At 66.4% G+C, this 25512-nt stretch carries 20 protein-coding genes and 1 pseudogene; 17 read left to right on the forward strand and 4 right to left on the reverse strand.

Annotated elements, in window-relative coordinates; genetic code table 11:
• Positions 1-59 precede the first annotated feature (59 nt).
• The 11 genes and pseudogenes from SRAH_RS08725 to SRAH_RS08775 all read left to right on the forward strand — a co-directional run bounded on the left by SRAH_RS08725 (position 60) and on the right by SRAH_RS08775 (position 14313).
• Positions 60-293 (forward strand): hypothetical protein, encoded by a 234-nt coding sequence (locus SRAH_RS08725; protein ID WP_045476894.1) that lies wholly within the window; start codon positions 60-62, stop codon positions 291-293.
• Positions 294-476: 183 nt separating this feature from the next.
• Positions 477-2039: pseudogene (locus tag SRAH_RS08730) on the forward strand (class I SAM-dependent DNA methyltransferase).
• A complete protein-coding gene (locus tag SRAH_RS08735) occupies positions 2029-3342 on the forward strand; it encodes a restriction endonuclease subunit S (RefSeq protein ID WP_052369149.1) in 1314 nt (437 codons plus the stop codon). Before SRAH_RS08730 ends, SRAH_RS08735 begins: the two are co-directional and overlap by 11 nt.
• Before the next feature lie 118 nt (positions 3343-3460).
• Entirely contained in the window at positions 3461-4453 is a 993-nt protein-coding gene (locus tag SRAH_RS08740; protein WP_029462967.1) for a virulence RhuM family protein/type II toxin-antitoxin system death-on-curing family toxin, read from the forward strand.
• Between the two features lie 10 nt (positions 4454-4463).
• The gene (locus tag SRAH_RS08745) at positions 4464-7673 is read left to right on the forward strand and encodes a type I restriction endonuclease subunit R (protein ID WP_029462968.1); all 3210 of its coding nucleotides are present in this window, start codon (positions 4464-4466) and stop codon (positions 7671-7673) included.
• An 80-nt stretch (positions 7674-7753) separates the two neighbouring features.
• Entirely contained in the window at positions 7754-8494 is a 741-nt protein-coding gene (locus SRAH_RS08750) for a 2OG-Fe dioxygenase family protein (protein ID WP_029462969.1), read from the forward strand.
• Between the two features lie 112 nt (positions 8495-8606).
• The gene (gene bktB / locus SRAH_RS08755; protein ID WP_029462970.1) at positions 8607-9791 is read left to right on the forward strand and encodes a beta-ketothiolase BktB; all 1185 of its coding nucleotides are present in this window, start codon (positions 8607-8609) and stop codon (positions 9789-9791) included.
• A gap of 93 nt (positions 9792-9884) precedes the next feature.
• On the forward strand, positions 9885-11570 hold the full coding sequence (locus tag SRAH_RS08760; protein ID WP_029462971.1) for a choice-of-anchor I family protein: 1686 nt from the start codon (positions 9885-9887) through the stop codon (positions 11568-11570).
• 82 nt (positions 11571-11652) lie between these two features.
• Complete coding sequence (locus SRAH_RS08765) at positions 11653-12534, forward strand: TatD family hydrolase (protein ID WP_149028963.1); 882 nt, start codon at positions 11653-11655, stop codon at positions 12532-12534.
• Positions 12535-12538: 4 nt separating this feature from the next.
• Positions 12539-13462 carry a DMT family transporter gene (locus tag SRAH_RS08770; RefSeq protein ID WP_029462973.1) on the forward strand — a complete coding sequence of 308 codons (924 nt, stop codon included), beginning with the start codon at positions 12539-12541 and terminating at the stop codon, positions 13460-13462.
• A 56-nt stretch (positions 13463-13518) separates the two neighbouring features.
• The gene (locus SRAH_RS08775; protein WP_029462974.1) at positions 13519-14313 is read left to right on the forward strand and encodes an SDR family oxidoreductase; all 795 of its coding nucleotides are present in this window, start codon (positions 13519-13521) and stop codon (positions 14311-14313) included.
• Between the two features lie 45 nt (positions 14314-14358).
• On the opposite strand, the gene SRAH_RS08780 is transcribed toward SRAH_RS08775, so the two are convergent.
• Entirely contained in the window at positions 14359-15291 is a 933-nt protein-coding gene (locus tag SRAH_RS08780; protein WP_029462975.1) for a DMT family transporter, read from the reverse strand.
• Between the two features lie 160 nt (positions 15292-15451).
• Between SRAH_RS08780 and SRAH_RS08785 the strand changes: the two genes are divergently transcribed.
• The 4 genes from SRAH_RS08785 to SRAH_RS08800 all read left to right on the forward strand — a co-directional run bounded on the left by SRAH_RS08785 (position 15452) and on the right by SRAH_RS08800 (position 17875).
• A complete protein-coding gene (locus SRAH_RS08785) occupies positions 15452-16447 on the forward strand; it encodes a quinone oxidoreductase family protein (protein WP_029462976.1) in 996 nt (331 codons plus the stop codon).
• A gap of 88 nt (positions 16448-16535) precedes the next feature.
• Complete coding sequence (locus tag SRAH_RS08790) at positions 16536-16829, forward strand: type II toxin-antitoxin system HicA family toxin (protein WP_197537869.1); 294 nt, start codon at positions 16536-16538, stop codon at positions 16827-16829.
• On the forward strand, positions 16826-17194 hold the full coding sequence (locus SRAH_RS08795; RefSeq protein WP_029462978.1) for a type II toxin-antitoxin system HicB family antitoxin: 369 nt from the start codon (positions 16826-16828) through the stop codon (positions 17192-17194). Before SRAH_RS08790 ends, SRAH_RS08795 begins: the two co-directional genes overlap by 4 nt.
• A gap of 255 nt (positions 17195-17449) precedes the next feature.
• Complete coding sequence (locus tag SRAH_RS08800; RefSeq protein ID WP_029462979.1) at positions 17450-17875, forward strand: Hsp20/alpha crystallin family protein; 426 nt, start codon at positions 17450-17452, stop codon at positions 17873-17875.
• A 28-nt stretch (positions 17876-17903) separates the two neighbouring features.
• On the opposite strand, the gene lspA is transcribed toward SRAH_RS08800, so the two are convergent.
• The 3 genes from lspA to SRAH_RS08815 are packed head-to-tail and all read right to left on the reverse strand — an operon-like array spanning position 17904 to position 22397.
• Positions 17904-18413, reverse strand: a complete 510-nt coding sequence (gene lspA, locus SRAH_RS08805; RefSeq protein WP_029462980.1) for a signal peptidase II — start codon at positions 18411-18413, stop codon at positions 17904-17906.
• 28 nt (positions 18414-18441) lie between these two features.
• Complete coding sequence (ileS, locus tag SRAH_RS08810; RefSeq protein WP_029462981.1) at positions 18442-21336, reverse strand: isoleucine--tRNA ligase; 2895 nt, start codon at positions 21334-21336, stop codon at positions 18442-18444.
• Positions 21337-21344: 8 nt separating this feature from the next.
• Positions 21345-22397: a bifunctional riboflavin kinase/FAD synthetase gene (locus tag SRAH_RS08815; protein ID WP_029462982.1), complete on the reverse strand. Its 1053-nt coding sequence runs from the start codon at positions 22395-22397 to the stop codon at positions 21345-21347.
• A 193-nt stretch (positions 22398-22590) separates the two neighbouring features.
• Here SRAH_RS08815 and SRAH_RS08820 point away from each other — a divergent pair, with 193 nt between their 5' ends.
• Positions 22591-23148 (forward strand): HNH endonuclease, encoded by a 558-nt coding sequence (locus SRAH_RS08820; RefSeq protein ID WP_029462983.1) that lies wholly within the window; start codon positions 22591-22593, stop codon positions 23146-23148.
• A gap of 144 nt (positions 23149-23292) precedes the next feature.
• Entirely contained in the window at positions 23293-25500 is a 2208-nt protein-coding gene (gene katG, locus SRAH_RS08825) for a catalase/peroxidase HPI (protein ID WP_029462984.1), read from the forward strand.
• The last annotated feature ends 12 nt before the right edge of the window (positions 25501-25512 follow it).

Genomic DNA, 25512 nt, shown 5'->3' on the forward strand with positions numbered 1-25512 from the left:
AGAGTCTTGCCGCCTCGCCGCACCGGTCTGGCCTCAAACTTGTCGGCACAATCGCCCCCATGCGCGATTCCGCCCCACCCACACCCTGGCCGCAGCGCCTGCGCCGGCTCTGGCAGCCGCGCAACGGGCTGTTTTGGCTGATGCTGCTGTTCAACGGCCTCTCGACCGGCATGGCCTGGTTTTTGCACCTCTCGCCGCCGGCGGGCGGGCTGCTGCTGCTCTTTACCCTGCTGGCGCTGGCCAACGCGGTGATCGGCATGGCGCTGCTGTGGCTGCTGTGGCGCGGGGGCTAAGCCTTGGCTCGACTGTCCGATACGATATTCGCGTGATAGCATCAAGGGCGCACATGGCCCCATGCTTCAATGATGAGGGTCTTCATACGCGCGGTCGTCGGCATCCGCCCGGATAAACCAGCTACCGAATTTGCTCGCAGTGCTGGACTGCCGTGCGCCGCGACTGAACCACAGGAACGACACATGGCCAACGGCAAAGACAAGAACAACGGCGGCAACCTCGGCTTCGAAGCCGAGCTGTTCAAGACCGCCGACAAGCTGCGCGGCAATATGGAGCCCAGCGACTACAAGCACGTTGCCTTGGGCCTGATCTTCCTGAAGTACATCTCCGACGCCTTCGAAGCCCGCCACGCCGAACTGCTGGCCGAAGGCCCGCAAGCAGCGGAGGACAAGGACGAATACCTCGCCGACAACGTGTTCTGGGTGCCCAAGGATGCGCGCTGGTCGCACCTCAAGGCCGCTGCCCGCCGCCCCGAGATCGGCAGCCTGATCGACGACGCCATGCGCGCCATCGAGAAGGACAACGAATCGCTCAAGGGCGTACTGCCCAAGGATTACGCCCGCCCGGCGCTGAACAAGGGGATGCTGGGCGAGCTGATCGACCTGATCTCCGGTATCGCCATGAACGAGGGCGGCGATAAGTCCAAGGACGTGCTCGGCCGCGTCTACGAATATTTCTTGAGCCAGTTTGCCGGCAGTGAGGGCAAGCGCGGTGGCGAGTTCTACACCCCGCGCTCGGTGGTGCAGGTGCTGGTGCAGATGCTCGAACCCTACCAGGGCCGTGTGTATGACCCCTGCTGCGGGTCCGGCGGTATGTTCGTGCAGAGCGAGAAGTTCGTGCTCGAACACGGCGGCCGCATCGGCGACATCGCCATCTACGGCCAGGAAAGCAACTACACCACCTGGCGCCTGGCCAAGATGAACCTTGCCGTGCGCGGCATCGACTCCGACATCCGCTGGAACAACGAAGGCAGCTTCCACAAGGACGAATTGCGCGACCTGCGCTTCGACCACATTCTCGCCAACCCGCCGTTCAACATCTCCGACTGGGGTGGCGACCGCCTGCGCGAAGACCCGCGCTGGCAATTCGGCGTGCCGCCCGCGGGCAATGCCAACTACGCCTAGCTGCAACACATCCACTGGCACCTCGCGCCCTTCGGCGCCGCCGGTGTGGTGCTGGCCAACGGCTCGATGAGTTCCAACCAAAGCGGCGAAGGCGAGATCCGCAAGGCTATGGTCGAGGCCGACGCCGTGGACTGCATGGTGGCCCTGCCCGGGCAGTTGTTCTACTCGACGCAGATCCCCGCTTGCCTGTGGTTCCTCGCCCGCGACAAATCCAACGGCAAGCGCGGCAACGCAACGCTGCGCGACCGCCGGGGCGAAGTGCTGTTCATCGACGCCCGCAGCATGGGCACGCTGGTGGACCGCACCCGGCGTGAACTCAGTGAGGCCGACATCCAGAAGATCGCCGACACCTACCATGCCTGGCGCGGCGAGAAGGCGGCCGGCAAGTACGCTGACATCCCCGGCTTCTGCAAGAGCGCCAGCCTGGACGACATCAGCAAGCACGGCCATGTGCTCACGCCCGGCCGCTATGTCGGCGCCGAGGCCGCCGAGGATGACGGCGAAGCTTTTGTCGAGAAGATGCAGCGGCTGAGCGCCCAGTGGCGCGAGCAGCAGCAGGAAGCGGCGCGGCTGGATGCGGCGATCGAGGCCAACCTGAGGGGGCTTGGGTATGGAGGGTGACTGGCCAAAAGTGCGGCTCGGTGATGTTGCGAACTTGATGACCGGGTATCCGTTCAAGAGCCAGCACTACATCGATGACGTGGATGCTCCCCGGTTGATTGGCGGAGACAACATCGCACAAGGCAATCTGCGCTGGGATAGCGTTCGGCGCTGGCCGCGCGACATGACCGATGGGCTTGACGATTATTGGCTCGAGCCAGGTGATGTCGTGCTAGCGATGGACAGGCCGTGGATTGAAGCAGGGCTGAAGCGTGCTGCCGTCGGGCCGCACGATGTTCCATCGCTTCTTATTCAGCGAACATCCCGCCTGCGTGGCACAGATGAGCTTGATACGGCATTTCTTCGGTATGTTGTCGGCAGCCAATCGTTCACGCAATACATTCTGAACGTACAAACGGGAACTGCGGTTCCTCATATTAGCCCTGCACAAATTCGCGCTTATAGCTTTCGTCTGCCGCCGAAGCCCGAACAACGCGCCATCGCCCACATTCTCGGCACGCTGGACGACAAAATCGAACTCAACCGCCGCCGCAACCAGACCCTGGAGGCCATGGCCCGCGCCCTGTTCAAGGACTGGTTCGTGGACTTCGGCCCCGTCCGCGCCAAGATGGAAGGCCGCGCCCCCTACCTCCCCGCCGACCTGTGGCAGCTCTTCCCCGACCGCCTTGACGACGAGGGCAAACCGGAGGGGTGGGAGATACAGCAGCTCAGCGAGCTGCTGACGATCATTGGCGGAGGGACGCCAAAAACATCTGTCGAGGAGTACTGGGGCGGGGACATACCTTGGTTCTCCGTAGTGGACACACCATCCGCCAGCGATGTGTTCGTAGTCACCACGGAGAAGACCATCACGGATCAAGGCTTGGCAGACAGTTCCGCCCGGCTCATTCCTAAAGGCACCACTATCATTTCCGCTCGCGGCACAGTGGGCAACTTGGCGATTGCTGGCCGAGACATGACCTTCAACCAGTCTTGCTATGCCCTGCGTGGAACGGGCGATGCAGGCGACTACTTCGTTTACCTAGCGACGCAACAGATGGTCGATCAACTCAAGTCCATGGCGCACGGCTCGGTGTTTTCGACCATCACGCGCCAGACATTTGAAGCGATCCAGCGCCCCGTGCCGCCACAGGCTGTTCTCACCGAGTTTGAAGGACTGGTCACCGGGTGCTTTGACGCCATCCTGTCCAGCGTTGAGCAATCCCAAACCCTCGCCCAACTCCGCGACACCCTGCTGCCCAAACTGATCTCCGGCGAGCTGCGCATCGCCGATGCCGAGAAATTCTTGGAGCGCGTGGCATGACCCGCAGCCCCTTCAACCCCGATCTGCTCACCTGGGCGTGCCAACGCGCCGGGCTTGAGTCGCTCGCGCTGGTGGGAAAATTGAATTCAGGAGCAACAAATCCCAGGGAGGGGAGCCCATGAGTAACATCGTGATTTTCGAGGCCGGCGATCAGCCGGTGCAGGTGCGGCTGGAGGGCGATACCGTCTGGCTGAGTCTCCAGCAACTGGCCGAGTTGTTCGAACGTGACAAGTCCGTGATTTCACGGCACCTACGAAATATCTATGCCTCAGAAGAGCTTGCGCGGGCGGCAACTGTTGCAAAAAATGCAACAGTTCAAACCGAAGGCGGTCGCGAGGTCCTGCGCGAGATCGAATTCTTCAACCTCGACGCCATCATCTCCGTCGGCTATCGGGTCAATTCCACCCGCGCCACCCGTTTCCGCCAGTGGGCCACCGGCGTGCTGCGTCAGCATCTGGTCGAAGGCTACAGCCTGAACCAGCAGCGGCTTCGGGAGCGCGGCATCGCGTTCGAGCAGGCGCTGGATCTGCTCTCGCGCACCTTGGCCAATCAGCAACTGGTCAGTGCCGAAGGTGAGGCGGTGCTGGGCGTGATCGCCGACTACGCCCGCAGTTGGAGCTTGCTGCAAGGCTATGACGAACAGAGCCTGGCCGGCCAGACGGGCAAGCAACAGGGCATGCGCTCGCTCAAGCTCGATGAGGTGCTGAGCGCCATTGCCCAACTCAAGGCGGAACTGATGGCCAAAGGCGAGGCCACCGAGCTGTTCGGCCAGTTGCGCGGCGCTGGCCTGGCATCGAGCATCGCCACCATCGAGCAGGGCTTTGGCGACGAGCTGTTCTACCCGAACGTGGCCAGCCGGGCGGCGCACCTGCTGTACTTCGTGATCAAGAATCACCCGCTGGCCGATGGCAACAAGCGCACCGGCTCGTTTCTGTTCCTGTGGTACCTGCGTCTGAACCAGCACCTGCTGGAGCGGCCCGTAGAGCGGCTGATCAACGACAACACCCTGGTGGCGCTGGCGCTGCTGGTGGCTGAGAGCAAACCGGAGCAAAAGGATCTGATGGTGAAACTGGTGGAGCACTTCGTGTTGCTGAAAGAGAACAACGAATAAAGGAGCAACAATGGCCTTCCTCTCCGAAGCCCAACTCGAAACCGCGCTGCTCGCGCAGCTGGCCGGGCTGGGCTACACCTGCGCCTCGGACGAGCTCATCGGCCCCGATGGCAAGCAGCCGGAGCGGGAGGCCTACGACGAGGTGGTGTTCAAGGCTCGACTCACCGCCGCCGTGGCGCGGCTGAACCCGGCACTGCCGCCCGAGGCGCAGGCCGACGCCATTCGCCGCCTGACGCAATCGGAACTACCAAACTTGCTGGAGGAGAACCGCCGCATCCACCGGCTGCTGACCGAAGGCGCGGATGTGGAGTACTACGCCAAAGACGGCACGCTGACGGCGGGCAAGGTGCGGCTGATCGACTTCGAACGCCCCGCCCACAACGACTGGCTCGCGGTGCAGCAGTTCACGGTGGTGGCTGGCCAGGCCAAGCGTCGGCCGGACGTGGTGGTGTTCGTCAACGGCCTGCCGCTGGCGGTGGTGGAACTGAAAGCCCCCGGTGGCGAGAACGCGACCCTGGCCGGCGCCTTTAATCAACTGCAGACCTACAAGCAACAGATTCCGGCGCTGTTTCGCAGCAATGCGCTGCTGGTGAGCTCCGACGGTCTGTCGGCGCGCGTCGGCTCGCTGTCGGCGGACAGCGAGCGCTTCATGCCTTGGCGCACCACCGACGGCGCACGCATCGAGCCCAAGGGTATGCCAGAGATGGCCACGCTGATCGAGGGCGTATTCGAGCGGGGGCGCTTCCTCGATCTGTTGCGCCACTTCACCGTGTTTGGCGAAACCAGTGGCGGGCTGGTCAAGATCATCGCTGGCTACCACCAGTTCCACGCGGTAAAGAAGGCCGTGATTTCCACACTGCGCGCCAGCCAGCGCGCTGTGGCCGAGGACCCTGCCGTCTATGGCCTGCCCAGCGTGCGCGACCAGCCGCCGGGCGACCGCAAGGCGGGCGTGATCTGGCACACCCAGGGTTCCGGCAAAAGCCTGCTGATGGCCTTCTACGCGGGCCTGCTGGTGCTGGAGCCGCGCATGGCCAATCCCACCCTTGTGGTGTTGACCGACCGCAACGACCTGGACGACCAGCTCTTTGCGACCTTCGCCATGTGCCGTGACCTGCTCCGGCAGACGCCGGTGCAGGCGCAGGACCGCGAACATCTGCGCACCCTGCTCAATCGCGCCTCGGGCGGCGTGATCTTCACCACGCTGCAGAAGTTCGCACCAAAGGCGGACGAGGCCGATTTTCCGGCGCTGACCGTACGCTCCAACGTCGTGGTCATCGCCGATGAGGCGCACCGCAGCCAGTATGGCTTCAAGGCCAAGGTGGCCAGCCAAACCGGCGCGATCGCCTACGGCTTTGCCAAGTACCTGCGCGACGCGCTGCCCAATGCCTCCTTCATCGGTTTCACCGGCACGCCCATCGAGGCCACCGACGTGAATACCCCGGCCGTGTTCGGCCACTACATCGACATCTACGACATCAGCCGCGCGGTGGAAGATGGCGCCACGGTGCCGATCTATTACGAATCGCGGCTGGCGCGCATCGAGCTGGACGAGGATGAAAGGCCGCGCATCGATGCCGAGATCGAGGCGCTGCTGGAAGACGAGGACGAACCCAGCGCCGAACGCACCAAGCAGAAGTGGAGCACCGTGGAAGCGCTGGTCGGCAGCGACAAGCGACTCGCGCTGGTGGCCGCCGACCTGGTGCAGCACTTCGAGGACCGGGTTGCGGCGCTCCATGGCAAGGCGATGGTGGTGTGCATGAGTCGGCGCATCTGCGTGGCGCTCTTTGATGCGATCACCAAGCTGCGCCCCGGCTGGCACAGCCCGGACGACAACGCCGGCAGCATCAAGATCGTGATGACCGGCGCGGCCAGCGATCCGGTGCAGTGGCAGCAGCACATCGGCAACAAGGCGCGGCGTGATCTGTTGGCCAAGCGTGCGCGTGACCCGCAGGACCCGCTGCGGCTGGTGATCGTGCGCGACATGTGGCTGACCGGCTTCGATGCACCCAGCATGCACACCATGTACATCGACAAGCCGATGCGCGGACACGGACTGATGCAGGCCATCGCCCGCGTCAACCGCGTGTTCCGCGACAAGCCGGCGGGTTTGATCGTGGACTACATCGGCATCGCGCAAAACCTGAAGTCCGCGCTGGCGCAGTATTCCAAGCCCGATCAGGACAAGACCGGCATCGATGAAACCGAAGCCGTGGCGGTGCTGCTGGAGAAGTACGAGATCGTGCGCGACATGTTCCACGGCTTCGACTACCGCACGGGCCTGATCGGCACGCCCGGCGAGCGGCTGGCGATGATGGCCGGCGCCATCGAATGGATACTCGACCAGCAGCAGCACTGGGCGGCGGCGGAGCAGACCCCGGATGGAAAGAAGCAGGCGCAACGGCGCTTTGCCGATGGCGTACTGAGCCTATCGAAGGCCTTCGCGCTGGCCGCGAGCTCGGATGAGGCGCGCGATATCCGCGAGGAAGTCGGCTTCTTCCAGGCCATCCGTGCCGCACTGGTCAAGACGGCGGGCGGCTCAGGCGCTACCCGGCGAGATCGCGAGCTGGCCATCCAGCAGATCGTCAGCCGCGCCGTGGTGTCCACCGAGATCGTCGACATCCTCGCCGCGGTCGGCATCCAGACGCCGGACATCTCGATCCTCTCCGACGAATTCCTGTTTGAAGTGCAGCAGATGGAGAAGAAGAACCTGGGACTGGAAGCGCTGCGCAAACTGCTCAATGACAGCATCCGCTCGCGCACCCGCACCAACGTGGTCGAGACCCGCGCCTTCACCGAGCGGCTGGAGGACGCCATTGCCCGCTACCACGCCAACGCCATCACGACCGCCGAAGTGCTGCAGGAACTGATCAAGCTCGCCCGGGACATTCGCGCTGCACGCAATCGCGGCGAGGAACAGGGTTTGTCCGACGAGGAGATCGCTTTCTACGACGCGCTGGCGGAAAACGAATCTGCCCTGCAGGTCATGGGCGACGACACGCTGCGGGTGATCGCCCACGAGTTGCTGGTGTCCCTGCGCGAGAACGTCGCCGTCGATTGGGCTCACCGCGAATCGGCGCGAGCGCGCCTGCGCGTGCTGGTCAAGCGCATCCTGCGCAAGTACGGCTACCCGCCGGATTTGCAGGACGCGGCGGTGCAGACGGTGCTGCAGCAGGCCGAGGTGCTATCCGCCTCGTGGCAGCCGGGGCATTCACGCGCATGAGGGCGGGCCATAGCTAAACTTGGCACACCTATGCACCCGGTCGATCGCCTGAGCCCGTATCCACCCCCACCCCCCTTTCCATGACCACCCACTTCCCTCCCCCCTGCGTGCCGCTGGTGCACGCCGACGCCACCCTGGCACGCCAAGGCTTTGCCCTGCTCGACGCCGATTCGGTGCAGCAATGGCTGGATGTGCCCGCGCACGAGCTGGCGGCCCTGCAACCGAGCTGGGACGATCTGTGCAGCGACGGCTACCTGAAGGACGGCGGGCGCTACCGCAAGCGCCGCCACAGTTGCTTTGTGGTCGAGGGCCCGCTGCTGCGCCAGGTGCCGCACCGGGTGCATTGGCAGCCGCTGGAATACAACGCCCTGCACGGCGGCATGCAGCGCTGGTTCGAGCCCATCAGCCCGGCCGTGGTGGCCACACGGGCCTGGCAGCGCCTGCTGCTGCAAACGGCGGCGGCGGCCTCGGCCCTCAAGGGCGCGCAGCCCTGGTACGTGGAGGCGCACCAGTTTCGCATCGACACCACCGACGGCATCGGCCGCCCCACGCCCGAAGGCGCGCACCGCGACGGCATGGAACTGGTGGCGGTGTTTTTGGTGCAGCGCCACGGCATCAAGGGCGGCGAGAGCCGGGTCTTCGAGGCCCACGGCCCCAACGGGCAGCGCTTCACACTCAGCCAGCCGTGGTCGCTGCTGCTGCTCGATGACGAGCGCGTGATCCACGAATCAACCCCGATCCAGCCGCTCGAACCCGGCCTGCTGGGCTGGCGCGACACCCTGGTGCTGACCTGCCGCAGCGGGGGGTTTCAGGGCGATTGAGCGGCGTTTGTGGCTGCAGCGCGGTGGCTGCGTTGCGCTTGCTGCTGCCGCCGGTTTAAGATTGCTCTTTTGGCCGCACCGGCCAGCCCCCTTATTTTTTAGGAGCACCCCCATGAACCGAGAAGTCGTCGTCGTCAGCGCCGCGCGCACCGCCATTGGCACTTTTGGCGGCAGCCTGAAAGACGTGCCCACCACCGAACTCGGCGCCCTGGTGGTGCGCGAGGTGCTGGCGCGCGCCGCCGTGCCCGGCGCCGACGTGGGCCATGTGGTGTTTGGCCATGTGGTCAACACCGAGCCGCGCGACCTCTACCTCTCGCGCGTGGCGGCGCTCAACGGCGGCTGCCCGCCCGAGACCCCCGCCTTCAACGTCAACCGCCTGTGCGGCAGCGGCTTGCAGGCCATCGTCACCGCCAGCCAGGCGATCTTGCTCGGCGACTGCGACGTGGCCATCGGGGCCGGGGCCGAAAACATGAGCCGCGCGCCCTATGTCAGCCTGTCGACGCGTTTTGGGGCGCGCATGGGCGATACCACGCTGGTGGACATGATGGTCGGCGCGCTGCACGACCCCTTTCACAAAATCCACATGGGCGTGACGGCTGAAAACGTGGCGGTGCAGTTTGGCATCACGCGCGCCATGCAGGACGCGCTGGCGGTCGAGAGCCACAACCGGGCCGAGCGCGCCAGCGCCGAGGGGCGCTTCAAGTCGCAGATCGTGCCCGTGGTGCAAAAGGGCCGCAAGGGCGACGTGGTCTTTGACACCGACGAACACATCCGCCCCGGCTGCACGCAGGACGACATGGCCAAGCTCAAGCCGGTGTTCCAGAAAGAAAACGGCACCGTGACCGCGGGCAACGCCTCTGGCATCAACGACGCCGCCGCCGCCGTGCTGCTGATGGAAGCCGGCACCGCCCGCGCCCGCGGCCTGACCCCCATGGCGCGGCTGGTGGGCTACGCGCACACCGGGCTGGACCCAAAAATCATGGGCGTGGGCCCGATTTCGGCCACGCGCAAGGTGCTGGAGCGCACCGGCCTGACCATTGCCGATCTGGACGTGATCGAGGCCAACGAGGCCTTCGCCGCCCAAGCCTGCGCCGTGACGCAAGCACTCGGGCTCGACCCGGCCAAGGTGAACCCGAACGGCTCCGGCATCTCGCTCGGGCACCCGATCGGTGCCACCGGCGCGCTGATCACGGTCAAGGCGCTGTACGAGTTGCAGCGCACCGGCGGCCGCTACGCGCTGGTGACAATGTGCATCGGCGGCGGGCAAGGGATTGCGGCGATTTTTGAGCGGATTTGATTGGGCACAGCGGGCAGAAGCAGATTCACATATTTGTCATAAGCCTTGCGTAGAGTGCAGCGGTTCAACGTCGAACTGCACTTTGGGATGCTTATGAAATCTGCCCCTTTTGCGCTGGCCCGCCTGTCGGCCGCCGCCGCCCTGTCGATGCTGCTGCTGGCCGGTTGCCAGACCGCCCCCATCCAACCCGCTGCGGCCCCGGCAAGCCCAGCGGCCGCTGCAGCCGCTGCGGCGCCTGCGGCAGCCCTTACCGGCCTGACCCTGGAAGCGCTGGGCGCCTTTGAAGGCGGGGCCGAAGGGGCCTCGGAAATCACCGCGTTTGACCCGTTCTCGCAGCGCCTGTTCGTGGTCAATGCGGCCACCAAGTCGATCGACGTGCTCGACCTGCGCGACCCGCGCGCGCCGCAGCGCATCGGCAACATCCCGGTGGCGGCCTTTGGCGACAGCCCCAACAGCGTGGCGGTGCATAGCGGCTTGCTGGCGATTGCCGTGCAGGCCGCGCCCAAGACCAACCCCGGCGCCGTGGCTTTTGTCGAAGCCGCCACCTTGCGCGTGCTCTCACACGTGGCCGTGGGCGCGCTGCCCGACATGCTCACCTTCACCCCGGACGGCTTGCGTGTGCTGGTGGCCAACGAAGGCGAGCCCAACAGCTACGGTCAGGCCGATTCGGTGGACCCGGAAGGCTCGGTCAGCATCGTCACCGTCAACCGCGGCCGCACCCCCAGCGTGGCCACGGCCGATTTCCGCGCCTTCATCGGCCAAGAGGCGGCCCTGCGCACCCAAGGCGTGCGCCTCTACGGCCCCGGCGCCAATGCCGCCCAGGATATCGAGCCCGAGTTCATCGCCATCGCACCCGACGGCCGCAACGCCTTCGTCACGCTGCAAGAAAACAACGCCATCGCCACAGTCGAGATCGCCAGCGCCCGCGTCACCGCCGTGCGGCCGCTGGGCAGCAAAGACCACAGCCTGGCGCGCAACGCGCTCGACCTGAGCAACGAAGACGGCACCCTCAACAGCAACGACGGCAGCGCCGCCATCCGCATCACCCCGCAGCGGGTGCGTGGCCTGTACCAGCCCGACGCCATCGCCGCCTTTGCGGTGGGCGGCCGCACCTTGTTGGTCACGGCCAACGAAGGCGACGCGCGCGACTGGCCCGGCTTCAACGAGGAAGTGCGCGTGCGCGCCCATTGCGCCCAAGGGCTGGACCCGGCCGCGTTCCCCGATGCCGCCAACCAGATCATGGACTCCAACCTGGGCCGCCTGCTCGTCACCAGCACCCCCAACGCCGGCCAGACCGGCCGCAACGCCGCCGGCCAGTGCACCGAGCTGTTCAGCTTTGGTGCGCGCTCGTTCTCGGTCTGGGACGCCAGCAACCTGCAACTGGTCTACGACTCGGGCGACGAGTTCGAGCAGCGCACCCGCGCCCTGCCCAACGTGGTGTTCAACGCCAGCCACAACAACAACACGCTCGATTCACGCAGCCCGAGCAAAGGCCCGGAGCCCGAGGCCGTGGTGGTGGCCCAGTTTGGCACCCGGTTTTTTGCCTTCGTCGCGCTCGAGCGCGTGGGCGGGGTGATGGTCTATGAGGTGACCAACCCGGCCGAAGCGCGCTTTATCACCTACTTCAACGGCACCCGCAGCGCCGCCACCGGCGACCGCGGCCCGGAAGGCCTGACCTTCATCCCGGCGGTGCAGTCCCCCAACGGGCGGCCCTTGCTGGTGGTGGCCAACGAGGTGAGCGGCACCACCCGGGTGCTGCAAATCAACCTCGGCTTCTGATTGACCCAAGGGCTGAGGGGCCTAGCCCCTTGGCCCCCGTGGCTGTTGAGTGTGGCTTGGGGCCCTGCGCAGCGCATAATCGCTGCGCATGTGGATCGACAGCCATTGCCACCTCGACGCCCCCGATTGGAGCGATGCGCAGCGCCCGGTGCTGCGCCAGCAGGCGCGCGCCGCTGGGGTGGATTTTTGCGTCTATCCGGCGGTGGAGCGGGCCAACTGGGCGCACGTGCGCGAGCTGGCGCACGCCTGTGGCGACGGCTACGCGCTGGGCATTCACCCGCTGTACGTGCTGCAAGCCGATGATGCCGACCTGGACGCGCTGGCGCAGGAGCTGCAGCGCTGCCACGCCGACCCGCGCCTGCTGGCGGTGGGTGAGATTGGGCTCGATTACTTCGTCCCAGCCCTGTGCGAACCGGCGGCGCGCCAGCGCCAGTGGCATTTTTACACCGCGCAACTGGAGCTGGCGCAGCGCTTTGGGCTGCCGGTGATTTTGCACGTGCGGCGCTCGGCCGACCTGCTGCTGCGCGGCCTGCGCTCTCTGCACGTGCAGCGGCGGGCCGGTGCAGGTGGCATGGGCGGTGCAAGGGCTGTGGGCGGCATTGCCCACGCCTTCAATGGCAGCCTGCAGCAGGCGCAGGCCTTCATGGCACTCGGCTTCTGCTTGGGCTTTGGCGGTGCCTGCACCTTCGACGCGGCGCAAAACCTGCGCCGCCTGGCCGCCGACCTGCCCGCCGAGGCGCTGGTGCTGGAAACCGACGCCCCCGACATGCCGCCCCAGTGGCTCTACACCCCGGCCGCCGCACGCGCCAGCGGGGCCAGTCAGGCGCCCAACACCCCGGCCGAGCTGCCGCGCATCGGGGCCGTGCTGGCGGCGCTGCGCGGCCTGAGCCCGGAGGCCTTGGCGGCCAGCACCAGCGCCAACGTGCAGCGCGTGCTGCCACGGCTGGCGGCGCTCCGGCACTAGCCTCATGCCCGCCCGCCCCAGCGCTTTTTCCAAGCTGACCCGCCTGCAAAGCGGGCTGCTGCTGGCCGTGGCCGGGGCGGTGGCTTTCAGTGGCAAGGCCATCATCGTCAAGCTGGCCTACCGCTACGGGGTTGATCCGGTCACGCTGCTGATGTACCGCATGCTGTTTGCGCTGCCGCTGTTTCTGGCCATGCTCTGGTGGGCCACCTACCGCAGCAGCCAGCCCGTGGAGCCGCTGCAGCGGCGCGACTGGCTGGCCATTTTGGGGCTGGGTTTTTGCGGCTACTACCTGGCCAGCTACCTCGATTTTCTGGGCTTGCAGTACATCAGCGCCAGCCTGGGGCGTTTGATTTTGTACCTCAACCCCACCCTGGTGCTGCTGCTGGGCTGGCTCTTGTTTGCCCAGCGCGTGACGCCGCGCCAACTGGGGGCCATGGGCCTGAGCTACGCCGGCGTGTTGCTGGTGTTTGGGCACGAGCTGCGCTTCGACGGCTGGAGCACCGCCATCGGGGCGGCGCTGGTGTTTGGCAGTGCGCTCAGCTACGCGGTCTATCTGGTCTATAGCGGCGAGCTGGTGCGGCGCATCGGCGCGCTGCGGCTGGTGGGCTGGGCCACCACGGTGGCCTGCCTGCTGTGCATCGGGCAGTTTTTGCTGCTGCGCCCGCTCTCGGCCGCCTGGGTCGCACCCGAGGTGATCGCGCTCTCGGTGCTCAACGCCGTGCTGTGTACCGCCGCGCCGGTGGTGCTGGTGATGCTGGCGATCGAGCGCATCGGCGCGGGCCTCACCGCCCAAGCGGGCATGGTCGGCCCCATGGCCACGCTGCTGATGGGCGCGCTGATACTGGGCGAGCCCTTCAACGCCTGGATCGTGGCCGGCACCGCGCTGGTGCTGGCGGGTGTGCTGTGGGTGAGCCGGGCGCCGCGCTGAGGGGCTGTGGCGCCAGCACCCGACTACACTTTGGGCCTTTTGCAGGAGATGTGGCAATGGACCTAGGAATTGCGGGCCGCTGGGCCTTGGTGTGCGGGGCCAGCAAGGGGCTGGGCTGGGGTTGTGCGCAGGCGCTGGCGCGCGAAGGGGTGAACCTGGTGATCGCGGCGCGCGGGGCTGAACGCTTGCAGCAGGTGGCTGCCGAGCTGCAGCGCGTTTGCGGCGTGACGGTGCTGCCCGTGGCCGCCGACGTGACCACGGCCGACGGGCGCGCGGCGCTGTTTGCCGTGCCCGGCGGGCCGGGGCGGGCCTTTGATATAGTGGTGAACAACGCGGGCGGCCCGCCCACGGGCGATTTTCGCCACTGGGAGCGCGAGCATTGGCTGCAGGCGCTGGAGGCCAATATGCTGAGCCCGATCGAGCTCATCAAAGCCACGGTCGATGGCATGGCCGAGCGCGGCTTTGGCCGCATCGTCAACATCACCTCCAGCGCCGTCAAGGCCCCGATCGACATCTTGGGCCTGAGCAACGGCGCCCGCAGCGGCCTGACTGGCTTCGTCGCCGGGCTGGCGCGCAGCGGGCTGGCGGCGCGCGGCGTGACGCTCAACAACCTGCTGCCGGGCAAGTTTGACACCGAGCGCCTGGCCGCTACCCTGGCCGCCGGGGCGCAAAAAAGCGGGCAGCCGCTGGAAGCGGTGCGCGCCGCCCAACTGGCGCAAATCCCAGCGCGGCGCTTTGGCAGCCCCGAGGAGTTCGGTGCCGTCTGCGCCTTTTTGTGCAGCGCCCACGCCGGCTACCTCAACGGGCAGAACATCTTGCTCGACGGCGGGGCCTATCCGGGGGTGTTCTGAGCGCAGCCCTTAAGCCCGTCGGCGCAGCCTTGGGGTCTTGATCGTTCAGCGCCGCGACGACACCACGATGCCGGCCACGATCAGCGCAAAGGCGACGGCGTGGAACGCCTGTGGCGGCTCACCGAGCAGGGCGGCCGACATCAGCGCCGCCAGCAGGGGTGTGAGGTTGCTGAAAAACGAGGCCACGGTGGGCCCGGCGCGCTGCACCCCTTCGCCCCAGAAGCGGTAGGCGATCACGCCCGGCCCCACGGCCACAAACACCAGCACCGCAACCAGGCCCCAGCTCCACGCGATGGTGGGGGTGGCCGCGCCAGTGGCGCCAGGCCACAACCACCACTCGCCGGCGGTCAAGGCAGCCGACCAAAACAGACCAAAAATGATTTGTGCCAGCAAAAACGCCGACCAATCGGCGCGGATCGGTGCCGGTTCGTCGCGCCTGGTGAGCAGCCAACTGTAGAGCGCCCAGACGCAGGCAGCCAGCAGCATCCAGGCGTCGCCCGCCACCAGTTGCAACTGCACGATGCGCTGCACCTCGCCGTGCGTGAGCACCACCAGCACCCCCAGCAGCGACAGCGCGGCGCCCACCAGCGCCTGGCGCGTGATGGCGGCGGCAAAAAACAGGCGCCCGATCAGCAGCATCCAGACTGGCATGCTGGCCGCCACCAGCGTGACGTTGATCGGGGTCGAGGTGTGCAGCGCCAAGTATTGCAGCGAGTTGTAGCCGGCGATTGCCAGCAGGCCGAGCAGGGCAAAGCGGCGCCAGTGCTGCCACAGCCCGCTGTGGCGGCGCAGCACCCAGGCCGCCAGCGGCAGCAAGATGGCAAAAGCCAGCAGCCAGCGCAGGAAGTTGAAGCTCATGGGCGGAATCCAGTCCGCCGCCAGCCGGCCCACGACGGCGTTGCCGGCCCACAACAGCGGGGCGATGGTGAGCAGGGCGGCGGTGCCCAGGGTCAGGGGAGCGAAATGGGGTGCAGACATGGCTGCGACTGTAACGCTTGCGCGCGCGGCGGCGGCGCGCTGGCCGCCGTGCGCGGATGTGAGGCGGGCGATTTCGTGGCAACATCGCGGGCTTGGAGCCCAAGCGGTGTGTGCCACCACGCCCTCCCTTTCCCTCAACCGCCTTTGCAGGAGCCTGCCCATGACCCCCCATTCCAGCCGCGCCGTGCGCATCGAGCAAACCGGCGGCCCCGAACAGATGCAGCTCGTCACTGTCGAAGTCGGCGCGCCCGGCCCGGGCGAGGTGCGCATCCGGCACCACGCCATCGGCCTGAACTTCATCGACGTGTACCAACGCAGCGGCCTGTACCCGCTGCCCTTGCCCCTGACGCTGGGCATGGAGGGCGCCGGGGTGATCGAGGCCGTGGGCGCGGGCGTGACGCACCTGCAAGTGGGCGATCGCGCCGCCTACGCCAGCCAGCCGCCGGGCAGCTACTGCGAGCAACGGGTGCTGCCCGCCACCCACGTGTGCCGCCTGCCCGATTCGATTGCCTTCGAAGAAGGCGCAGCGATGATGCTCAAGGGCCTCACGGCGCAGTACCTGCTGCGCCATTGCAAACCGGTCGAGGGGCTGGAAGCGGGCGATTTCGTGCTGTTTCACGCGGCGGCGGGCGGCGTTGGGCTGATCGCCTGCCAGTGGGCGCGTGCGCTCGGCCTGCAACTGATCGCCACCGCGGGCACGGACGAAAAATGCGCGCTGGCGCTGGCCAACGGGGCCGCGCACGCCATCAACTACCGCCGCGAAAACTTTGCCGCGCGCGTGCGCGAGCTCACCGGCGGGCGCGGCGTGAAGGTGGTTTATGACGCGGTGGGCCAAGACACCTGGGAAGGCTCACTCGACAGCCTAGCCCCCTTTGGCCTGCTGGTGAGCTTTGGCAACGCCTCGGGCCCGGTGCCGCCCTTTGCTCCGGCGCTGCTGGCGGCCAAGGGCTCGGTCTATGTCACGCGCCAGACCCTGTTTACGCACCTGAGTAGCCGCGCCCGCACCCAGGCCATGGCCGATGAGCTGTTTGCCGTGGTGGGCAGCGGGCAAGTCAAAATCCACGTCGAGCAGCGCTACCCACTGGCGCAGGTGCAGCAGGCGCACCGGGCGCTGGAGGCGCGCCAGACCGTGGGCTCGACGGTGCTGCTGCCCTGAAGCGGCTGTGGGTGGGGCGTTGCAGCCCGCCGGTTAAGCCAAGCCGTAGGTCTCGCAAACACTTCTTATCGACTGGTTCGCGGTCAACTTGCTTGCATTTCGTGCGAGTAGTGCTATCATCGACGCAGTGAATGGTACACAGCGCAAAACCCTTGAGAAGGTGCTCGCCGACCCGGTTAACGGGAATATCGAGTGGGCACGTATCGAGTCCATGCTCAAGGCGGTGGGCTGTAGAGTCATCGAAGGAGCAGGCTCGTCCGTCACGTTTGAGTTCGACGGCCGCAAGATGACTCTCCATCGGCCGCATCCAAGCAAGGAAGCGCTGCGCTATCGCGTCTTGGCCGTTCGAGAGTTTATCGAGAAGGTAGGGATCAATCCATGATCAATTCCATGACCTACAAAGGCTACACCGCGAGCATGGTCTTCGACGCAGAAGACAAGATCATCGTTGGGCGCGTTTTGGACATCGACGACATCATCTCTTTCCATGGTGAGTCTGTAACAGAGTTTGAATCAAATTTTCGCGCAGCCATTGAAGACTACCTTGCCGCCTCAAAGGAGCTGGGTTCTGCTGCGGAAAGGCCGGCCAGTGGCAAAATTATGCTGCGCATTGCGCCCGAGGTCCATGCTGCAGCCCTCAAGGCTGCGGCGAGAAGCGGTACCAGTCTAAATAAATGGGCCGAGGGAGCACTGGTTCAGGCAACTCGAAAGCCATGCGTTCGGGCTGCGGCGCGCAGCGAAGCCTAAGCCCCTCGCTTAGGCCGACCCGCTGCTGCAGGCAGGGCTCCCGCCGCCCCACAAAGCCGAAGCTTCGGTTTAACTCGGACGAGGGTTGCAGCCCGCCGCTTAAGCCCAACGCCAGGCACAAGATTTTGTTGCACATGCGGCGCTGCCAAGTCTTGAAATCTGCACCCTTTGCCGCTAGATTGTGCTTGTGCCGCAAGGGCTTGTGGCACCTTGAATGTCATCCATCGCATTGGCAAGCAAAGGAGCAAGTGCATCATGAACCACCTCATTCCCCGGGGCAGCCTGTTCGACGACTTTTTTAAGGACATGGCCTCACCCGGCTTTTTCATTAAACCGCTGCACGGCGACGCGCTGCCGCAGTCGATCAAGGTCGATCTGAGCGAAACGCCCGAGGCCTACCAGGTGCAGGCCGAAATCCCGGGTGTGGCGCGCGAGGATATCCATGTCCACATCGACGGCAGCATCGTGAGCCTGCGCGCCGAAATCAAGCAGCAAGACCGCCAGACCGCCGACGACAAGCTGCTGCGCAGCGAGCGCTACTACGGCTCGGTGGCGCGCAGCTTCCAGTTGCCACTCGAAATCGACGAGTCCGAGGCCAAGGCCAAGTACGAAAACGGCGTGCTCACGCTGACGCTGCCCAAGAAGCGTGGCCGCAGCGGCCAGCGGCTGGCGATCGATTAAAGGCGCAGGGCGGCGCGCGTGGCGGCGCTCAGCGCGAGCGCCGCACGCGCAAAATCTCGTCGAGGATGATGCCGATCACGCCGATGCTGATCGCCATGTCGGCGAGGTTGAAGGTGGGGAAGTGGCCGCCGTGGAACACCGGCTGCAGCCAGCGAAAGTGAAAGTCGAGCATGTCGATCACGTAGCCGTGCAGCAGCCGGTCCACCAAGTTGCCAATCGCCCCGCCCATGATGCAGGCGATGGCAAAGGCAAACAGGCGCTGGCTGTGGTGCTTGTGCAGCAGCCAGATGATGAAGGCGCTGGCCCCAATCGCCACCGCGCTTAAAAACCAGCGCTGCCAGCCGCCCGCATCGGCCAGCAAAGAGAAAGCCGCGCCCGGGTTGTGGTGCCGCGTGAGGTTGAAAAACGAGGTCACGCGCAGCGCCTCGCCGTGGTCGAAGGCGGCGATGATCAGCGTTTTGGTGAACTGGTCGGCCAGCACAATGACGGCTGCCAGCGCAAGCCAGAGCCACAGGCTGGTGGGGGAGGATTTGGCCATGAGGGCTTTATCGCTTTAAAAAAGGGTTTCAGGCCACGTGGCGCACTTCGCCACCGCCGTACAGGTTGCTGGTGCAGCGGCCGCAGAGATCGGGGTGATCCGGGTCGTGCCCCACGTCGGCGCGCCAGTGCCAACAGCGCGCGCACTTGGTGTCGCCCGAGGCGCGCACCTGCACTGCCAGCTCGGGGCCCGGCTGCAGCTCGACGGCCGAGACAATGAACACGAATTTGAGTTCATCGCCCAGGCTGCGCAGCAGCGCCAGGTCTTCGGCGTCCAGCGTCAGCACCAGGTTGGCTTGCAGGGAGGAGCCCAAGCTGCCCGTGGTGCGCACGTCTTCGATGGCCTTGTTGACCACGGTGCGCAGCTCGCGCAGGCGGCCCCATTTGGCCAGCAGCGCCTCGTTCGGGCTGGCCAGCGGCAGATAGGTTTCGGTGTAGATCGACTCGGTGTGGCCGACGATTTTCCAGGCCTCTTCGGCGGTGAAGCTCAAAAACGGGGCCAACCAGCGCAGCAGGGCGTGCGTGATCTGGTGCAGCGCGGTCTGGGCGCTGCGCCGCGCCAGGCTCTTGGGCGCGCAGGTGTAGAGCCGGTCTTTGAGCACGTCGAGGTAGAAGGCGCCCAGGTCTTCGGAGCAATAGACCTGCAGCTTGGCCACCACCGGGTGGAACTCGTAATCTTGGTAGTGCGCCAGCACCTCGGCCTGCAACTGCGCCGCACGCGCCAAGGCGTAGCGGTCGATTTCCAGCAGATCGGCCTCGGCCACGCCGTCGGTGGCGGGGTTGAAGTCGCTGATGTTGGCGAGCAAAAAGCGCAGCGTGTTGCGCATGCGCCGGTAGGCGTCGACCACGCGCGCCAGAATTTTGTCGTCGATCGCCAGGTCGCCCGAGTAATCGGTGGCGGCCACCCACAGGCGGATGATCTCGGCCCCGAGTTTGGAACTGATCTGCTGCGGCGCGATCACGTTGCCCACGCTCTTGCTCATCTTGCGGCCCGCGCCATCGACGGTGAAGCCGTGCGTGAGCAGGCCCTTGTAGGGCGCGCGGCCGTACAGGGCGCTGGCGATGAGCAAGGAGGAGTGGAACCAGCCGCGGTGCTGGTCGTGGCCTTCGAGGTAGAGGTCGGCCTCGGGGCCGTGCGGGTGCCCGGCCCCGGCGTGGCTGCCCTTGAGCACGGTGGTGTGGGTGCTGCCGGAGTCGAACCAGACTTCGAGGATGTCGCTGCTCTTGCTGTAGTGCGCCGGGTCGGCGGCATCGCCGATGCGCGCCAGGATGTCGGCCACACCGAGCTGGCTCCAGGCCTCGATGCCGCCTTGCTGCACCACATCGGCGGCCAGGTCGATGATGTCCAGGGTGCGCGGGTGCGGCTCGCCGCTGTCGGTGTGCAGCAAAAAGGGCAGCGGCACCCCCCACGAGCGCTGGCGGCTGATGCACCAGTCGGGCCGGTTGGCGATCATGTCGCGCAGGCGGGCGCGGCCGTTTTCGGGGTAGAAGCGGGTTTGTTCGATGGCGTGCAGCGCCAGTTGGCGCAGCGTTTGGTCGGCGGGGTCTTGCGTGAACACGCCGGTGCCCGCATCCATGCGCACAAACCACTGCGCGGCGGCGCGGTAGATCACCGGGCTTTTGTGGCGCCAGCAGTGCGGGTAGCTGTGCTCGATGCTCTGGCTGGCAAACAGGCGGCCTTGGTCGCGCAAGGCTTCGATGATGGCGGCACCGGCCTGCCAGATCGGCTGGCCGCCAAACAAGGGCAGCTCGGCCGCGTACTGGCCGTTGCCCTGCACCGGGTTCAGGATGGCGTCCAGCGCCAGCCCATGCGCCACGCAGGAGTTGAAGTCTTCCACGCCGTAGGCTGGGGCGGAGTGGACGATGCCGGTGCCGTCGTCGGCGGTGGCGTAATCGGCCAGATAGACCGGGCTGCGGCGCTGGTAGCCGGGGTGCGCCGTGGCCAGCGGGTGCTCGAATTCAATCCCTTCGAGCTCGCGCCCGGCGCAGGTGGCCAGCACCTGGCCGCTCAACTGGTAGCGCTGCAAGCAGCCCTCGACCAGCGCCTCGGCCAGCAGCAGCAGGCCGCGCGGCGTCTGCACCAGCGCGTAGGGCAACTCGGGGTTGAGGTTGAGGGCCTGGTTGGCGGGCAGGGTCCAGGCGGTGGTGGTCCAGATCACGGCATAGATCGGCTGCGCGTCCAGCCCGGCGGCGCTGCCGTGCGGCAGCCCGTGGTCGCGGAAAAATGCCTGCAACAGGCGCTGCGGCTGGGCGCACAAAAAGCCCACGTCCAGGCTCTGGCTGCGTTTGTCCTGGTACTCGATCTCGAATTCGGCCAGCGAGGAGCCGCAGTCGAAGCACCAATAGACCGGTTTTTGGCCGCGATAGACGAAGCCGCGCTCGAGCACGCGCTTGAAGGCGCGGATTTCGTTGGCCTCGGTCTCGAAATCCATGGTGCGGTAGGGCCGATCCCATTCACCCAGCACCCCGAGGCGCTGGAAGTCGGCCATTTGCTGCGCGATCTGCTCGCTGGCAAAGGCGCGGCTCTTGGCCTGCATGGCGTCGCGGCTCAGGCCCCTGCCATGCAGTTTTTCGATGGCGTTTTCGATCGGCAGGCCGTGGCAGTCCCAGCCGGGGATGTATTGGGCGTCGAAGCCGGCCAGTTGGCGCGCCTTGACGATCATGTCTTTGAGCACCTTGTTGACCGCGTGCCCGATGTGGATCTGGCCGTTGGCGTAGGGCGGGCCGTCGTGCAAGATGAACTTGGGCGCCCCGCGGCGCGCGGCGCGCAGGCGCTGGTACAGCCCTTTATCGTTCCACTCCTGCACCCAGCCCGGTTCGCGCTGCGGCAGGTTGCCGCGCATGGGGAAGGGGGTGTCGGGCAGGTTCAGCGTGGCGCTGTAGTCGCGCGGGGTTGGCTGGAGTTCGGGCTGGGCGTCTGGCATGGGGTAGGTTAGGCGGGGCGGGCCGCAAACCAAGCGCGGGCGTCGGCGCAGTCTTGGGCGATGCCGCGGGTGAGGGCAGGAAGGTCGGGGTAGCGCAGTTCGTCGTGCAATTTGTGCAGCAGCTCGACGCGGATGATTTTACCGTAGGCCTCGCCCGGCGTGGGCGCGTGTTGCAAGGCGCGCTGCACCCGCTCGGGCCACGCCAAGCAGTGGGTTTCGAGCAGCACGCGGCCGCCGTTGGCATCCTGGGGGTCGAGCGAGGGCCGCACCCCCAGGTTGGCGACACCGGGCAGCGGCGGCGCGGCGGGGTCTGGGTCCAGCCCATGCACCTGCACCACGAAGATGCCGCTGGCGGCCGGTTTCCAGTGGTCAAAGCGCAGATTCAGGGTGCGAAAGCCGTCCTCGGCCCCGCTGGCCGACTCCCCCAGCGCGCGCCCGAGCTTGCGCCCGTGCACCACGTGGCCGCTGATGGCGTAGGGGCGCCCGAGCAGGGCGGCGGCGCTGTCCATGCGGCCAGCGGCCAGTGCATCGCGCACTTCGGAGCTGGAGACGCGCACGCCGTGCACCTCGTAGCTCAGCATGCGCGCCACGTCGAAGCCCTGCGCGCTGCCGGCGGCGTCGAGCAGCGCGTAGTCGCCCCGGCGCTGGGCCCCGAAGCGGAAATCGTCGCCCACCAGCACGTAGCGCGCCCCGAGCGCGCCGACCAGCACCTGGTCGATGAAGTCCTGCGCCGCCAAGGCCGCCAGCCGCTCGTCAAAGGGCAGGATCACGCACCGATCGACGCCGCAGCGGCGCAGCTCGTGCAGCTTGTCGCGCAAGGTGGCGATGCGCGCCGGGGCCAGATCGGGCTGGCGGTATTTTTGGGCAAAGTAGTCGCGCGGGTGCGGCTCGAACGTGAGGGCGCAAGTGGGCAGGCCGCGGTGCCGCGCCTCGTTGCCCAGCAGCGCCAGCATGGCCTGGTGGCCGCGGTGCACGCCGTCGAAATTGCCAATCGTGAGCGCGCAGCCGCCGTGGGAGCGGGTCTGGCGCAACAAATTGGCCAAGCCTTGGATGATTTTCATGCGACAAAAAGGGAAGTTTTCAGGCTGGTGTCGTGAAATCGAAACCAAAGCGCGCTATATTGACACAAACCGGTTTGGGCACTGCCCGATCGGGCAAGCGCTTTTTGCCTGCCGCTGCCTTGGCACGGTGGCTGGTAGGCCGGGTTTTGTGCATCTTAGCCCCCCCATCGGGGCCTGACGCGAGGGCTTGGCTTTGAAGGTGTTGAAATTGTCGGCACAGGGCGTGCCGCAGTCGTGGATCAGCCTGGAGCAGGCGGTGCTGCACTACGCCGCCAACGAAGTGCGCTGGGAGGCGGGCCTGCGCGTGGCGCGTTTTCGCGGGGGCACCAACGCCCTCACTGGCCTGCAGTCGGTGATCGAAATCAACTCCATCATCGGCACGGCGGGCGTGCCCAACATCAACCCCTTCGATCTCAAGCCCAGCCTGAGCAACGAAAAGCTCTTTGCCCGCGACCGCTGCGTTTGCGCCTACTGCGCCGACACCTTTGCCGAGTCGTTCCTGACGCGCGAGCACATCCGCCCGCTGGCGCAAAAGGGCGGCGACCACTGGATGAACGTGGTCACGGCCTGCCGCAGTTGCAACCACCGCAAGGGCAACCGCACCCCGGAGCAGGCGCGCATGCCGCTGCTCTACACGCCCTACGTGCCCAGCCTGTGGGAGGACTTTATTTTGCGCAACCGCCGCATCTTGGCCGACCAGATGGAGTTTCTGGCCGCGCGCCTGCCGCGCCACTCGCGCCTGCACGCCTAAGGCCGCTGGGCCGAATTGCAGCAAGGTGCAGCAAGGCAGAGGCCCTATTGATCGATTAGGTAAAACCAATTCCGCGCACCGATAGTTTGAATCTACACTGACACCACTGCCTTCCCACCCTTATTTCAACCAGGAGATGCAAACATGACGACCGAAGCCAAGTGCCCCTTCCACGCCGGCGCCCCCGCCCACACCAAGGCCGGTGGCCCCAACAACGGCGACTGGTGGCCCAATCAACTCAACCTCAAGATCCTGCACCAGCACGACACCAAGTCGAACCCGCTGGGCGATTTCGACTACGCTGCAGCCTTCAAAACGCTGGACCTCGACGCCGTGGTCGCCGACCTGAAGAAGGTGATGACCGACTCGCAGGACTGGTGGCCGGCCGACTACGGCCATTACGGCCCGCTGTTCGTGCGCATGACCTGGCACGCCGCCGGCACCTACCGCGTGCAAGATGGCCGCGGCGGCGGCGGCACCGGCGCGCAGCGCTTCGCCCCGCTGAACTCGTGGCCGGACAACGGCAACCTCGACAAGGCCCGCCGCCTGCTGTGGCCGATCAAGCAAAAGTACGGCAAGAAGCTGTCTTGGGCCGACCTGCTGATTTTGGCCGGCAACGTGGCCATGGACTCGATGGGCTTCAAGACCTTTGGCTTTGGTGGCGGCCGCCCCGACATCTGGGAGCCCGAAGGCGACATCAACTGGGGCCCGGAGAGCGAGTGGCTGGCCACCAGCGACAAGCCCAACGGCCGCTACAGCGGCAAGCGCGACCTCGCCAACCCGCTGGGTGCGGTGCAAATGGGGCTGATCTACGTCAACCCGCAGGGCCCGGACGGCAAGCCCGACCCGCTGGCCTCGGCCTACGACATCCGCGACACCTTTGGCCGCATGGCGATGAACGACTACGAAACCGTCGCCTTGGTGGCCGGCGGCCACACCTTTGGCAAGGCGCACGGCGCCGGTGACGCCGCGCTGGTGGGCCCGGAACCAGAGGGTGCCGACCTCGCCGAGCAGGGCTTTGGCTGGATCAGCAAACACCGCAGTGGCAAGGGCGCGGACGCCATCACCAGCGGCATCGAAGGGGCTTGGAAGCCCAACCCAACCCGCTGGGACATGGGCTACCTCGAAACGCTCTTTAAGTACGAGTGGGAACTCAACAAGAGCCCGGCCGGCGCCTACCAGTGGAAGCCCAAGGGCGACGCCGGCGCCGGCACCGTGGTCGATGCGCACGACCCAAACAAATTCCACCAGCCCATGATGACCACCGCCGACCTGGCGCTGCGCATGGACCCAGCCTACGAAAAAATCTCGCGCCACTTCCTTGCCAACCCGCAGGAGTTCCACGACGCCTACGCGCGCGCCTGGTTCAAGCTCACCCACCGCGACATGGGCCCGAAGGCGCGCTACCTCGGCAAGCTGGTGCCCAAGGAAGACCTGATCTGGCAAGACCCGGTTCCGGCCGTGGATCACCCCCTGATCGACGCCAATGACATCGCCGCGCTGAAGGCCAAGGTGCTGGCCTCGGGCCTGTCCACCGCCGAGCTCGTCCGCGTGGCCTGGGCCTCGGCCTCAAGCTTCCGTGGCACCGACTTCCGCGGCGGCGCCAACGGTGCCCGCGTGCGTTTGGCCCCGCAAAAGGACTGGGAAGCCAACCACCCGGCCGAACTCGCCAAGGTGTTGGGCGTGCTGGAAGGCATCCAGAAGGGCTTCAACGCCGCCGCCACGGGCGGCAAGAAGGTCTCGCTGGCCGACCTGATTGTGCTCGCTGGCGGTGCCGCCATCGAGGCCGCGGCCAAAAAGGGCGGCTTCGACCTCAGCGTGCCCTTCACCCCGGGCCGCACCGATGCCTCGCAGGAGCAGACCGAGGTCGATTCCTTCGCCTGGCTCGAGCCCAAGGCCGATGGTTTTCGCAACTTCGCCACGAAAGAAACGCAAGCCGACGCCGCCGAGTGGCTGATCGACAAGGCGCACCTGCTGGGCCTCACCGCCCCGCAGATGACCGTGCTGGTCGGCGGCCTGCGGGTGCTGGACGCCAACCACGGCGGCGCCAAGCACGGCGTGTTCACTGCGCGCCCGGGCACGCTGAGCAACGACTTCTTCGTCAACCTGCTCGACATGGGAACGAAGTGGACGCGCTCGGCCGCCAACCCCAGCGTGCTCGAAGGCCGCGACCGCAAGAGCGGTGCCCTGAAGTGGACCGGCACCGTGGTTGATCTGGTGTTTGGCTCCAACTCGCAGCTGCGGGCGCTGGCCGAGGTCTACGCCGAGAGTGACGCGCAGCAGAAGTTCGCCCAAGACTTTGTCGCCGCGTGGGTCAAGGTGATGGAGAACGACCGCTTCGATCTGCGCTAAAGCGGCCCGGGG

Source organism: Serpentinimonas barnesii, from assembly GCF_000696225.1.
Lineage (GTDB): Bacteria > Pseudomonadota > Gammaproteobacteria > Burkholderiales > Burkholderiaceae_C > Serpentinimonas > Serpentinimonas barnesii.